9 protein-coding genes are annotated in these 13383 nt (G+C 65.1%); 3 read left to right on the forward strand and 6 right to left on the reverse strand.

Going from position 1 to position 13383, the window contains the following annotated elements; genetic code table 11:
* Positions 1–35 precede the first annotated feature (35 nt).
* From ACE039_RS03160 to ACE039_RS03185, 6 genes are all read right to left on the reverse strand, one after another.
* On the reverse strand, positions 36–287 hold the full coding sequence (locus ACE039_RS03160) for a GlsB/YeaQ/YmgE family stress response membrane protein (RefSeq protein WP_105559839.1): 252 nt from the start codon (positions 285–287) through the stop codon (positions 36–38).
* A gap of 135 nt (positions 288–422) precedes the next feature.
* Positions 423–1037, reverse strand: coding sequence for an SCO family protein (locus ACE039_RS03165; RefSeq protein WP_105559840.1), 615 nt, complete (start codon positions 1035–1037; stop codon positions 423–425).
* A gap of 267 nt (positions 1038–1304) precedes the next feature.
* Complete coding sequence (locus ACE039_RS03170) at positions 1305–3383, reverse strand: M3 family metallopeptidase (protein WP_448712409.1); 2079 nt, start codon at positions 3381–3383, stop codon at positions 1305–1307.
* Between the two features lie 182 nt (positions 3384–3565).
* Positions 3566–4417 (reverse strand): bifunctional methylenetetrahydrofolate dehydrogenase/methenyltetrahydrofolate cyclohydrolase FolD, encoded by an 852-nt coding sequence (folD, locus tag ACE039_RS03175; RefSeq protein ID WP_105559841.1) that lies wholly within the window; start codon positions 4415–4417, stop codon positions 3566–3568.
* Complete coding sequence (locus ACE039_RS03180; RefSeq protein WP_183011927.1) at positions 4414–5040, reverse strand: response regulator transcription factor; 627 nt, start codon at positions 5038–5040, stop codon at positions 4414–4416. Before ACE039_RS03180 ends, folD begins: the two co-directional genes overlap by 4 nt.
* Positions 5037–6791, reverse strand: a complete 1755-nt coding sequence (locus ACE039_RS03185; RefSeq protein ID WP_416025299.1) for a PAS domain-containing sensor histidine kinase — start codon at positions 6789–6791, stop codon at positions 5037–5039. The genes ACE039_RS03180 and ACE039_RS03185 overlap by 4 nt, the downstream gene beginning before the upstream one ends.
* Before the next feature lie 349 nt (positions 6792–7140).
* Here ACE039_RS03185 and aceE point away from each other — a divergent pair, with 349 nt between their 5' ends.
* The 3 genes from aceE to lpdA are packed head-to-tail and all read left to right on the forward strand — an operon-like array spanning position 7141 to position 13326.
* Positions 7141–9849, forward strand: coding sequence for a pyruvate dehydrogenase (acetyl-transferring), homodimeric type (gene aceE, locus ACE039_RS03190; protein ID WP_485821669.1), 2709 nt, complete (start codon positions 7141–7143; stop codon positions 9847–9849).
* Between the two features lie 12 nt (positions 9850–9861).
* Positions 9862–11535 carry a dihydrolipoyllysine-residue acetyltransferase gene (aceF, locus tag ACE039_RS03195; RefSeq protein WP_485821670.1) on the forward strand — a complete coding sequence of 558 codons (1674 nt, stop codon included), beginning with the start codon at positions 9862–9864 and terminating at the stop codon, positions 11533–11535.
* A gap of 12 nt (positions 11536–11547) precedes the next feature.
* Positions 11548–13326, forward strand: a complete 1779-nt coding sequence (gene lpdA, locus ACE039_RS03200) for a dihydrolipoyl dehydrogenase (protein ID WP_448712402.1) — start codon at positions 11548–11550, stop codon at positions 13324–13326.
* Positions 13327–13383 lie beyond the last annotated feature (57 nt).

Genomic DNA, 13383 nt, shown 5'->3' on the forward strand with positions numbered 1-13383 from the left:
CCGGCCCGTTTCGTTGAACCTTGCCTAGGGGAACGTCAGGTTCGCTTCTTGGCAATCATGCCGACCACGAACAGCACGATGATGGCACCCACCACCGATGCGATCCAGCCTGCGGGTTCGCCTTCCGCGTACCAGCCCATCGTCTGGCCCAGGAACCCGGCAACGACGGCGCCGATGATGCCCAGGATGGTGGTCATGATGATTCCCATGTTCTGGTCACCGGGCATGATGGCCCGGGCGATCAGGCCCACGATGAACCCGACGATGATCATGATGATGAAGCTCATGCGCGTACTCCTTACTAGGGGGAAAAGGGCAATCAGCTGTGATGATACTCACGCTCCGAATCGCGCCGCTGTAACAACTGGTATGTGGCGCACGTCTGCAACATGTTGCGGCGCATCGTCGCCGTCCCGCCGGTGTCAGGAGGTCAGGTCAATCAGCTGGCGGACGTCCTTGGTCAGCGCGTCGATGCTGTCGGTATCCGAGGCCAACAGGCGCGCGCGGCCTTCGTTGTCGAAAATGTACACGCCGCGGCTATGCGTCACTTCGTACATGTCGGCGTCGTCGCCCGGGCGGGGCTTTTCAATCTGGTAGGCGACGCGGTAGCGGCGGGCCAGGTCGGCGATCTGTTTTTCGTCGCCGGTCACGCCGATCGCGTTGTTGTTGAACGCGTTGACGTAGGCCTGCAGGATGTCGGGCGTGTCGCGGTGGGGATCCACGCTGACGAACAGAATGCGCACGTCCCGGGCCTTGTCGCCCAGGTTCTGCAACACCGCCGTCAATTGCGCCATGGTGGTGGGGCAGATGTCCGGGCAACTGGCGTAGCCAAAGAAGAGCAGCACCGTCTTGCCCTTGAGGTCTTCACTGCTGACCGTCTTGCCGCCCGCGCCGGGCAGCGAGAATTTGAGGTCGGGCAGGTGGCCTTTCACGTTGTAGAGCGTCCAGTCGACATTCCGGTCGCCGCAAGCGGCAAGCAAGACGCACAGGGCCAGCAGCAAGCCACGCCAGGCGCGGCCGGTAATGAGGTGTCGCATAAGTCCAGGGGCCGAAAGGGTGATTGGGGAAAAGCCCGGCAAACCCGTTGATTCTACCTGCAAGCGCCGGGCTGGGCGGGCCCGCGCAAGCCGTCCTGGACGGCGCGCAAGCGTGCTTCTTGTCCTGGCGCAAAGGACCGGTACGGAAAATCGAGCACGACCTGGAAACCCCGCTGACCGGCGCCGGCGGATGGCGTCGGCGCGCAAACCGGCCGACGAAAAATAACGGCCCGCGCGTGGCGGGCCGTCGGGAGAAACGCGCGGAGCTTAGTTGCCGCTCATGCCGCTGTGGCGCAGCAGGGCGTCGATGCGCGGTGGGCGGCCGCGGAAAGCGGCGAACGAATCGGCAGCCGGGCGGGAACCGCCCACGGCCAGCACTTCGCGACGGAAGCGTGCGCCGGTTTCAGGGTCCAGCGTGCCCAGCGGATTCTCGGCCTGATTTTCAGCCTGCTTGGCGGCGGCCTCTTCGAAGGCTTCATACGCGTCGGCGGACAGCACTTCCGCCCACTTGTAGCTGTAGTAGCCCGCGCCGTAGCCACCCGCGAACAGGTGCGAAAAGGCATGCGGCAACCGATGCCAGGCCGGCGGGAACAGCACGGCTACTTCCTGGCGCACTTCCTGCAGCAACGCCAGCACTTCGGCAATGGTGGCGCCACGGGCGCGGTCGTGCATCAGCATGTCGAACAACGCGAACTCGATCTGGCGCACGGTCTGCATGCCGCTCTGATAGTTGCGCGCGGCAATCAGGCGGTCATAGAGGGCGCGCGGCAGGGCTTCGCCCGTGTCCACATGGGCCGACAGCTTTTGCACCACGGCCCATTCCCAGCAGAAGTTCTCCATGAATTGCGACGGCAGTTCGATGGCGTCCCATTCCACGCTGGCGAAGGCCGCGGCGCCCGGCTCGTCGACTTCGGACAGCAGTGCATGCAGCGCATGGCCGGTTTCGTGGAACAGGGTGATGACGTCGTCGTGCGTCAGCACGGCGGCGCGGTCGCCGTTGGGGCGGGAGAAATTGCAGGTCAGGTAGACGACGGGCGTCTGTACGTGACCGGCCACGACGCGTCGCGTGCGCTCGCTGTCGACCCAGGCGCCGCTTTGCTTGCCCGAGCGGGCGTACAGGTCCAGGTACAGGTAGCCGATAAGGCCGCCCGCGGCGTTTTCCACGCGGACGCCGCGCGCGTCGCTGTGCCACGTGGACACCGGCGTTTCCGTCAGGCGCACGTCGAACAGCTTTTCGATCACTTCATACAGGCCCGCCAGGACACGCGGCTCGGTGAAGTACTGCTTCACCTCGTCTTCGGAATAGGCGTAGCGTGATTCGCGCAGCCGCTCCGAGGCGAAGGCCACGTCCCAGGGCTGCAGGCTGTCCAGGCCCAATTCACCGGTGGCGTAGGCGGTCAGTTCAGCCAGATCGCGCTGCGCGTAGGGTTTGGCGCGGGCGGCCAGGTCGCGCAGGAAGACGGTCACCTCGCCGGCGTCGCGCGCCATGCGGGTCTGCAGGCGCAGCGCGGCGAACGTGCCCAGGCCCAGCAGGCCCGATTCCTCGGCGCGCAGGGACAGCAGTTCTTCGATCAGCGGGGAGTTGTCGAATTGGGCGTCGCCTTGCTCGGACGCAACGGTGCCGTAGCCGCGGTACAGCGCTTCACGCAGCGAGCGGTCTTGCGCGTACTGCATGACGGGCAGATAGCACGGCATCTTCAGCGTCAGCTTCCAGCCCGGCTTGTCGTCTTCGGCAGCGGCAGCGCGGGCGGCGGACAGGACATCCGCGGGAATACCGGCCAGGCGGGCCTCGTCTTCCACCAGCAGCGACCACGCGTCAATCGAATCCAGCACGTTTTCCGAGAACTTCTGCGAGGCCTGCGCTTCGCGGTCGGAGATCTGGGCGTAGCGCTCGCGGTCGGCGCCCTGAAGCTCGACGCCGCTTAGGCGGAAGTCGCGGAGCGCCATCTCGACGATGCGGCGGCGCACGGGCGACCACGACGCGAAATCGGGGGCGGCGGCCAGGCGTTGATATTGCTTGTACAAGCCTTCGTGCAGGCCGACCCACGTCGAAAATTCGGTGATCAGCGGCAGGGCGGCGTTATAGGCTTCGCGCAGTTCCGGCGTGTTGACGACCGCGTTCAGGTGCCCGGCCACCGACCAGGCGCGCCACAGGCGTTCTGAGGCGGTGTCCAGCGGTTCCACCACCGCTTCCCAGGTGGGCGCCAGGCCGGCGTCGGCGGCGTGGTCGACCGCCTGGCGGGCGATGCCCAGCAGTTCCTCGATGGCGGGCACGATATGCCCGGGCTTGACGGCTGCATAGTCGACCAGGTCGGAAACGGGGGCAAGCAGGGGGTTCTGGGTCATGGTGTTACCGGCGTGAGCAATGGCGGGCGGCGCGCGGGGCATGCACCCGGGCGCCGGCGGAGTTCATAAGGGTCAGGTAAGGGCGATCTGCCCGAATGCAAGGGCGCGGCGGCGCCCCGGGGCAGGGCGATGCGAAGGGCCCGGGCGGACCCGGGCGCCTGGCCCGGGCCGCATGGCGGGGATCAGGCGGCAGCCCGTTCCGCGGCTTCAACCGTATTGACCAGCAGCATGGCGATGGTCATGGGACCCACGCCGCCGGGGACGGGGGTGATGGCGCCGGCCACCTCGCGGGCGGAAGCGAAGTCCACGTCGCCGCACAGCTTGCCGTCGTCGCCGCGGTTGATGCCCACGTCGATGACCACGGCGCCGGGTTTGATCATGGATCCGTCGATCATGCCGGGCTTGCCGGTGGCCACCACCAGCACGTCGGCGCGGCGGGTCTGGGCCGCCAGGTCGCGTGTCTTGGAGTTGCAGATGGTGATGGTGGCGCCAGCTTGCAGGAGCAGCATGGCCATCGGCTTGCCGACGATGTTGCTGGCGCCGACGATCACGGCTTCAGCGCCGCGCAGGGCCACGCCTTCGGATTCCAGCATCTTCATCACGCCGTAGGGCGTGCAGGGGCGGAACAGGGGCTGGCCCGTCATGAGCAGGCCCGCGTTGCTGATATGGAAGCCGTCCACGTCCTTCTCGGCCGCGATGGCTTCGATGACCTTGTGCGAATCCATGTGCTTGGGCAGCGGCAACTGCACCAGGATGCCGTGGATGGTCGGGTCCTGGTTCAACACGGCGATGCGGGCCAGCAGTTCGGCCTCGGTCATGTCGGCCGGGTACTGTTCCTTGACGGAATGCAGGCCGGCTTTTTCGCAGGCCGCAACCTTGTTGCGCACGTAAACCTGGGACGCGGGATCCGCGCCCACCAGCACCACAGCCAAGCCGGGGCGCGTGCCCTTGGCGGCCAGGGCGGCGACGCGCTGGGCGACTTCTTCGCGAATGCGCAGCGACAGTGCCGCGCCATCAATAATCCTAGCGGTCATGCATGTGCCTCGGGTTTGGCCAAGGCCACTTTCATCAAATCAGCAACGGTAGTCACTTCCAGTTTTTCCATAATGTTGGCGCGGTGCGCCTCGACGGTCTTGATGCTGATGCCCAGGTCGTCGGCGATCTGCTTGTTCAAGCGGCCGGCGACGATGCGCTCCAGCACCTGCTGCTCGCGCGCGGTCAGGCGCGCCAGCATGGCTTCGTGGTCCTTTTGGGCCTGGTGCTTGCTGACGCGTTGCGTGGCCTGTTCCAGCATGCGCGCGACGATCTCGCGCAGGTCGGACTCGTTGAAGGGCTTTTCCAGGAAGTCGACTGCGCCTTTCTTCATCGTGGACACGGCCATGGGCACGTCGCCGTGGCCGGTGATGAACACGACGGGCAGCGGCGCGTTGCGGGCGATCAGCTGTTCCTGGAGTTCCAGGCCGCTCATGCCGGGCATGCGCACGTCGGCGATCAGCACGCCGATCTGGCTGGCGTCGTAGTCTTCCAGGAAGGATTCGCCGCTGGCATAGGCGCGAACGCGGTAGCCGTTGGCCTCCAACAGCCAGCGCAACGAATCGCGGACCGCTTCGTCGTCGTCAACAATGAATACCGTGCTCGACAGGTGGGGCGTGTTCATGCGTGCAACTCCTCGGACTGATCATTCTGGGCCTGCGTCTGGGACGCAGCGCAGGGCAGGGTAAAGCGGAAAATCGTACCCCCGGCGGGGTTCGGGTCCGCCCACAGGCGGCCGTGGTGCGATTCGATAATGGTACGGCAGATATTCAGCCCCATGCCCAGGCCCTGGGACTTGGTGCTGAAGAAAGGTTCGAACAGGCGTTCGGGCTCGGCCAGGCCATGGCCGCGGTCCACTACGGCCACTTCGATGTGCTGTTCGTGCAGGATGACCGCCACCTTGAGCTCGTCGGACTCGCTCTTTTCCATGGCTTCCAGCCCGTTTTTCAGCAGGTTCAGCAACACCTGTTCAATCAGGATCGGGTCGGCCAGCACGTCCGGCGCGTTCGACGGCACAAAGCTGTCGATGCGGATGCGGCGCTTGCGGGCGTCGATTTCGGCGAAGCCGATTGCATTGTCGACAATGCGGCCGATGGCCACGCGCTGGCGGCGGGGCTCGCTGCGCTTCACGAATTCGCGGATGCGGCTGATGATCTTGCCGGCGCGTTCAGCCTGCGAGGCGGCCTTCTCCAGCGCGGGCAGCAGCATGTTGGGGCTGGTGTGCCCGGCCTTGACCAGGGCGACGGCGCCCATGCTGTAGTTGGCGATGGCGGTCAGCGGCTGGTTCAGTTCGTGCGCCAGCGACGAGGCCATTTCACCCATCGTCGTCAGGCGGCTGGTCAGCTGGATCTTTTCCTGCTGCAGGCGGGAGGCCTCTTCGTGGCCGCGGCGTTCGGTGATGTCGCGCGCCACCTGCATGCGCACGCGGCGGCCGTCCGTCCAGGCCAGCATCCGGTGGTGCACTTCAAACCAGCGCTGTACCGACGGCGCGAACACTTCCACCGATTCGTCGGTGAAGCGGCCGCGGCGGCCGGCCAGCAATTCGTCGTGGCCGCCCGTCTGGGCGCCGAACACGCGGCGATAGGTGCGGTTGGCGAACAGCAGTTCCAGGCCGTCGTGGGTGTCGGCCGTGACCGAAATGGCGTCGTCCAGGCCTTCCAGCACGGTCATGAAGCGTTCGTGCGCGGCGGTCAGTGCTTCGCGGATGCGCTTGGGTTCGGTGATGTCGGTCATGGATGTCATCCAGCCGATCTGGTTGCCGTTCGGGTCCAGCAGCGGCGACACATACATGCGGGCGGTGAAGCGGGACCCGTCGCGGCGCTGCGCCTCAACCTCGAGGCCGCTGCTGGGCGTCTTGCCGGACATCAGCACGTCCAGCGTGTGCTGGTGCTGTTCGTGGCGGCCGGGCACCCAGTAAGGGAAGGGTGGGCTGCGGCCGATCAGGTCGGCCTCGTTCCAGCCGATCATCCGGCAGAAGGCCGGGTTCACGTAGGCGATGCGGCCTTCCATATCCAGCACGCGCATGCCGGTGGACATGGAATTTTCCATGGCGCGCCGGAAACCGGTTTCGGCGATCAGGGCGGCTTCGGCGGTGGAGCGGAAGCGCGTGTAACGCCACAGCATCAGCAAGCTGATGACGATCACGCAGGACAGGGCCAGCACCACCCAGATCAGGCGTTGCTGGCGCATTTCCTGGTCGATCGTGACAAACATGACACTGTCGTCATGAATGCGTTGCAGCCAGAAGAACACCGCCATCACACAGATGTAGAGGATCAGCACCATGGCAGGCGTGACCCAGTACACCCCCCGGCGGCGGGTGCGGGCGTGATCGTGGAAAGGCGTAGGTATATTGGACTTGGGCGCGCTGGACATGGAATTCGGGCCAGATAGACCGCGCATTTTAGTGCGGGTTGGCGGGGAAGTGCCGGGAATCGGCCCCTGCTTTTAGCGTAAGCCTAAAAAAGTACGGTCCGCAGGCGTTCAGCTTGCATTCATAATTTCATATTATGAAATGCCGTACCGCAACATGAAATTTTCCTTGCGAGCGGTTAATCTTCTTTCTTAGAATGCCCGCTGATAGGGAACCGACCCAAAGCAGGTCTCTAGAAAAACACCCCGACCCATGCCTGACATGGTAGCCCGGATGATCCCGGCTACCATGCAGAGTCCGCGAGTAGATAAGCGGGTGTGGTCACGAACGAACCCCAACAGGAGACACACGATGTCCTCTTTCGCCCAGGCTGGCGCCCCGCAGGCTGCCAACGACGAAGACACCCTTGAAACCCAGGAGTGGCTCGAAGCCCTGGCGGCAGTCCTTGATCGCGAAGGACCGCAGCGCGCGCACTACCTGCTGGAACGCCTGATCGACGAAGCCCGTCGCTCCGGCGCCCACATCCCGTTCTCGCCGAATACCGCTTACGTCAACACGATTCCCCCGGGCCTGGAGCCCGCGCATCCGGGCAACCTGGAGCTGGAATCGCGCATCCGTTCGTACGTGCGCTGGAACGCCATGGCGATGGTCGTGCGTGCCAACAAGCACAACCCGCCGGACGGCGGCGACCTGGGCGGCCACATCGCGTCGTTCGCCTCGCTGGCCACCATGATCGGCTGCGGCCAGAACCACTTCTGGCACGCCGAAGACGAAGGCCACGGCGGCGACCTGGTCTATTTCCAGGGCCACACGTCCCCCGGCATGTACGGCCGCGCCTATCTTGAAGGCCGCCTGACCGAAGAGCAGCTGAACCACTTCCGCCAGGAAGTGGACGGCAAGGGCCTGTCGTCCTATCCGCACCCGAAACTGATGCCGGATTTCTGGCAGTTCCCGACGGTGTCGATGGGCCTGGGCCCGCTGATGGCCATTTACCAGGCCCGCTTCCTGAAATACCTGCACGCCCGCGGCATTGCCGACACCAGCAACCGCAAGGTCTGGGTCTTCTGCGGCGACGGCGAAATGGACGAACCGGAATCGCTGGGCGCCATCGCCCTGGCCGCCCGTGAAAAGCTCGACAACCTGATCTTCGTGGTGAACTGCAACCTGCAGCGCCTGGACGGTCCGGTGCGCGGCAACGGCAAGATCATCCAGGAACTGGAAGGCGACTTCCGCGGTTCGGGCTGGAACGTGATCAAGCTGATCTGGGGCGGCTACTGGGATCCGCTGTTGGCGCACGACAAGGAAGGCATCCTGCGCCAGATCATGGAAGACACCGTCGACGGCGAGTACCAGGCGTACAAGGCCAACGACGGCAAGTTCGTCCGCGAGCACTTCTTCGGCAAGCACCCCAAGCTGCTGGAAGCCGTGTCGCGCATGAGCGACGAAGACATCTGGCGCCTGAACCGTGGCGGCCATGATCCCCACAAGGTGTACGCCGCGTTCGATGCCGCGACCAGCCACACCGGGCAACCCACCGTCATCCTGGCCAAGACCATCAAGGGCTACGGCATGGGCCACGTGGGCCAGGCCAAGAACCCGACCCACCAGCAAAAGAAGCTGGAGCTGGAATCGATCCGCGAATTCCGCGACCGCTTCGGCATCCCGATCCCCGACGACCAATTGGCGGACCTGCCGTACTTCAAGCCGGCCGAAGACTCGCCGGAAATGAAGTACCTGCACGAGCGCCGTGCCGAGCTGGGCGGTTACCTGCCGCGCCGCCGTGCCCGCGCCGACGAGCAACTGAAGGCCCCGGCGCTGGACGCCTTCAAGGCCGTGCTCGAGCCCACCGCCGAAGGCCGCGAAATCTCGACCACGCAAGCCTTCGTGCGCATCCTGAATCAGGTGCTGCGCGACAAGGAACTGGGTCCGCGCGTCGTGCCGATCCTGGCCGATGAATCGCGCACGTTCGGCATGGAAGGCCTGTTCCGCCAGATCGGTATCTACGCGCCGGAAGGCCAGAAGTACACCCCGGTCGATAAGGACCAGGTGATGTACTACAAGGAAGCGGCCGACGGCCAACTCCTGCAGGAAGGCATCAACGAAGCGGGCGCAATGAGCTCGTGGATTGCGGCGGCCACGTCGTACTCCTCGAACAACCGCATCATGATTCCGTTCTTCATCTATTACTCGATGTTCGGGTTCCAGCGCATTGGCGACCTGGCCTGGGCAGCGGGCGACATGCAGGCGCGCGGCTTCCTGTTGGGCGGCACCGCCGGCCGCACGACGCTGAACGGCGAAGGCCTGCAGCACGAAGACGGCCACAGCCACATCCTGGCGTCCACCATCCCGAACTGCGTGTCCTACGACCCGACGTTCGGCCATGAGCTGGCCGTGATCATCCAGCATGGCCTGAAGCGCATGGTGGAAGACCAGGAAAACGTCTATTACTACCTGACGGTGATGAACGAAAACTACCCGCAGCCCGGTCTGACCCAGGGCGACGAGGAAGGCATCATCAAGGGCATGTACAAGCTGAAGTCGCACGGCAAGGGCAAGAACCGCGTTCAGTTGATGGGTTCGGGCACGATCCTGCGCGAAGTCATGGCCGCGCAAGACCTGCTGGCTGCCGACTGGGATGTGGCCTCGGATATCTGGAGCGTCACCAGCTTCACCGAACTGCGCCGCAACGGCCTGGACGTCGAACGCCACAACATGCTGCACCCCGACGAGAAGAAGCCGCAGGTGGCTTACGTCACGGAACAGCTGGCCAAGACGGAAGGCCCGATCATCGCGTCGACCGACTACATGAAGCTCTTTGCGGACCAGATCCGTCCGTTCGTGCCCAAGGGCCGCGAATACAAGGTGCTGGGCACCGATGGTTTCGGTCGCTCGGATTTCCGCTCGAAGCTGCGCGAGCACTTCGAAGTGGACCGCCACTTCGTCGTCGTGGCCGCGCTGCGCGCGCTGGCCGACGAGGGCAAGGTGCCGGTTGCCAAGGTGGCCGAAGCCATCAAGAAGTACGGCATCAATCCGAACAAAGCCAACCCGCAATACGCCTGAGGGTAAAGAGACATGAGCAACATCGTGCAAATCAAGGTTCCCGACATCGGCGACTTCAAGGAAGTGGAAGTCATTGAAGTGCTGGTGGCGGTGGGCGACACGATCAAGGCCGAACAAAGCCTGATCACGGTCGAGTCCGACAAGGCCTCGATGGAGATTCCCGCGTCGCAAGGCGGCGTGGTGAAGTCCATCACCGTGAAGGTCGGCGACAAGGTCGCCGAAGGCGCGGTCGTGCTGGAAGTGGAAGCCGAAGCCTCGGATGCCGCTCCGGCCGCCAAGGAAGAGGCCCCCAAGGCCGCTGCCAAGGAAGCCCCGAAGCAAGCCGCCGCTGCAGCCCCCGCCGCCAAGGCGGAAGCCGCCGCGCCGGCCGCCGCCAGCGGCCCGGTCGAGATCGAAGTGCCCGACATCGGCGACTTCAAGGAAGTGGAAGTCATCGAAGTCATGGTCGCCGTGGGCGACACCATCAAGGCCGAGCAAAGCCTGATCACCGTCGAGTCCGACAAGGCCTCGATGGAGATCCCGGCGTCGCAAGGCGGCGTGGTCAAGGAAGTGAGGGTCAAGGTGGGCGACAAGGTCGCCAAGGGTTCGGTCGTGGTGGTGGTGGAAGGCGGCGCCGGCGCCGCGCCTGCCGCCAAGACGGAAGCCAAGGCCGAGGCCAAGAGCGAAGCCGCCGCTGCCGCGCCGGCCGCCAAGGCCGACGCGCCCGCTGCCGCACCCGCTTCGCGTCCGGCTCCGGCCGCCGCGCTGGAAGATGCCAACCTCAAACCGGGCCAACTGCCGCACGCGTCGCCGTCGGTGCGCAAGTTCGCGCGCGAACTGGGCGTGAACCTGAGCAAGGTCAAGGGTTCGGGTCCCAAGGACCGCATCACCGCCGACGACGTGCGCGGTTTCGTCAAGCAAGCGCTGGCCGCTGCCCCCGCGGCCGCAGCCGGCGGTTCGGCCGATGGCGCCGCGCTGGGCCTGTTGCCGTGGCCGAAGGTCGACTTCACCAAGTTCGGCCCGATCGAAGCCAAGCCGCTGTCGCGCATCAAGAAGATCTCCGGTGCCAACCTGCACCGCAACTGGGTCATGATCCCGCACGTCACCAACAACGACGAAGCGGACATCACCGACCTGGAAGCGCTGCGCGTCACGCTGAACAAGGAAAACGAGAAGTCGGGCATCAAGGTCACGATGCTGGCCTTCCTGATCAAGGCCGTGGTTGCGGCCCTGAAGAAATTCCCCGAATTCAACGCGTCGCTGGACGGCGATAACCTGGTGCTCAAGCAGTACTACCACATCGGTTTTGCCGCCGACACGCCCAACGGGCTGGTGGTGCCGGTGATTCGCGACGCCGACAAGAAGGGCATCTTGCAGATCGCGCAAGAAATGACGGACCTGTCCAAGAAGGCGCGCGACGGCAAGATCTCGCCCGCGGAAATGCAGGGCGGCTGCTTCTCGATTTCGTCCCTGGGCGGTATCGGCGGCACGTCGTTCACGCCGATCATCAATGCGCCCGAAGTGGCCATCCTGGGTGTGTCGCGTTCCGCGCACAAGCCCGTCTGGGACGGCAAGCAGTTCGTGCCGCGCCTGATGGTGCCGCTGTCGCTGTCGTACGACCACCGCGTCATCGACGGCGCTTCCGCTGCCCGCTTCAACGCCTATCTGGGCGCCTTGCTGGCCGACTTCCGCCGCATCGCGCTGTAAACGGGGAGCCCTATGAGCAATACCGTTCAAATCAAAGTGCCGGACATCGGTGACTTCAAGGAAGTGGAAGTCATCGAAGTGCTGGTGGCCGTGGGCGACACGATCAAGGCCGAACAAAGCCTGATCACCGTGGAGTCCGACAAGGCTTCGATGGAAATTCCCGCGTCGCAAGGCGGCGTGGTGAAGTCCATCGCCGTCAAGGTCGGTGACAAGGTCGCTGAAGGCGCGGTCGTGCTGGAAGTGGAGGCATCGGATGCCGCTGCACCGGCCGCCAAGGAAGCACCCAAGGCGGCCGAGGCCCCCAAGCAAGCCGCGGCTGCTGCGGCGCCGGCTGCCAAGGCCGCCGCACCCGCTGCCGCCAGCTTCAAGGGTTCGGCCGACGGTGAATACGACATGCTGGTGCTGGGCGCGGGCCCCGGCGGCTATTCCGCCGCCTTCCGCGCCGCCGACCTGGGCCTGTCCGTCGTCCTGGTCGAACGCTACGAAACGCTGGGCGGCGTCTGCCTGAACGTGGGCTGCATTCCGTCCAAGGCGCTGCTGCACAACGCCGCCGTCATCGATGAAGCGCGCGAGCTGGCTGCCCACGGCATCAGCTTTGGCGAGCCCAAGATCGACCTGGACAAGCTGCGCGGCTACAAGGACAGCGTGGTCGCCAAGCTGACCGGCGGCCTGGCCGGCATGGCCAAGGCGCGCAAGGTCACCGTGGTGACGGGCGTGGGCGAATTCGCCGATGCCAACCACCTGACCGTGACGTCGGCCGATGGCAAGAGCCAGACGCTGCGCTTCAAGCAGGCCATCATCGCCGCCGGCAGCCAGTCGGTGAAGCTGCCGTTCATGCCCAAGGACGACCGCGTCGTCGACTCCACCGGCGCATTGCTGCTGCGTGAAGTGCCCAAGAAGATGTTGATCGTGGGCGGCGGCATCATCGGCCTGGAAATGGGCACGGTGTATTCGACGCTGGGCGCGCGCCTGGACGTCGTGGAAATGCTGGACGGCCTGATGCAAGGCGCCGACCGCGACCTGGTCAAGGTCTGGCAGAAGAAAAACGCCTATCGCTTCGACAACGTCATGTTGAAGACGAAGACGGTGGGCGCCGAAGCCAAGAAGGACGGCATCTACGTCACCTTCGAAGGCGAGGGCGCGCCCAAGGAACCGCAACGCTACGACCTCGTTCTGCAAGCCGTGGGGCGCAGCCCCAACGGCAAAAAGATCGGCGCCGACAAGGCCGGCATCGCCGTGACCGATCGCGGCTTCATCGAGGTCGATCGCCAGATGCGCACCAACGTGCCGCACATCTACGCCATTGGCGACATCGTCGGCCAGCCGATGCTGGCGCACAAGGCCGTGCATGAAGGCCACGTGGCGGCGGAAGCCGCAGCCGGCCAGAAGTCGTTCTTCGACGCGCGCGTCATTCCGTCGGTGGCCTACACCGATCCGGAAGTGGCATGGGTGGGCCTGACCGAAGATGAAGCCAAGAAGCAAGGCATCAAGATCGAGAAGGGCGTGTTCCCGTGGGCGGCGTCCGGCCGCGCTATCGCCAATGGCCGCGACGAGGGCTTCACCAAGCTGATTTTCGACGCGGAAACGCATCGCATCCTGGGCGGCAGCATCGTGGGCACCCACGCTGGCGACCTGATCAGCGAACTGGCTCTGGCGGTTGAAATGGGCGCCGACGTCGTCGACATCGCCAAGACCATCCACCCGCACCCGACGCTGGGTGAATCGGTGGGCATGGCGGCGGAAGTGGCCGAAGGCGTCTGCACCGACTTGCCGCCGATGAAGAAGAAGTAAGCGGGGGGCGGCTCGCCGCCTTTCGCCCAAGCAAAAGCGGCCGGCCCTGTCGAGGGG

The sequence above is a fragment of the Achromobacter maghribensis genome (genome assembly GCF_057334215.1).

Coding starts and splice junctions, on each gene's coding strand:
- aceE (WP_485821669.1), top strand. CDS start 7,141: ATGTCCTCTTTCGCCCAGGCTGGCGCCCCGCAGGCTGCCAACGACGAA.
- ACE039_RS03160 (WP_105559839.1), bottom strand. CDS start 287: ATGAGCTTCATCATCATGATCATCGTCGGGTTCATCGTGGGCCTGATC.
- ACE039_RS03180 (WP_183011927.1), bottom strand. CDS start 5,040: ATGAACACGCCCCACCTGTCGAGCACGGTATTCATTGTTGACGACGAC.
- folD (WP_105559841.1), bottom strand. CDS start 4,417: ATGACCGCTAGGATTATTGATGGCGCGGCACTGTCGCTGCGCATTCGC.
- lpdA (WP_448712402.1), top strand. CDS start 11,548: ATGAGCAATACCGTTCAAATCAAAGTGCCGGACATCGGTGACTTCAAG.
- ACE039_RS03170 (WP_448712409.1), bottom strand. CDS start 3,383: ATGACCCAGAACCCCCTGCTTGCCCCCGTTTCCGACCTGGTCGACTAT.
- ACE039_RS03185 (WP_416025299.1), bottom strand. CDS start 6,791: ATGTCCAGCGCGCCCAAGTCCAATATACCTACGCCTTTCCACGATCAC.
- ACE039_RS03165 (WP_105559840.1), bottom strand. CDS start 1,037: ATGCGACACCTCATTACCGGCCGCGCCTGGCGTGGCTTGCTGCTGGCC.
- aceF (WP_485821670.1), top strand. CDS start 9,862: ATGAGCAACATCGTGCAAATCAAGGTTCCCGACATCGGCGACTTCAAG.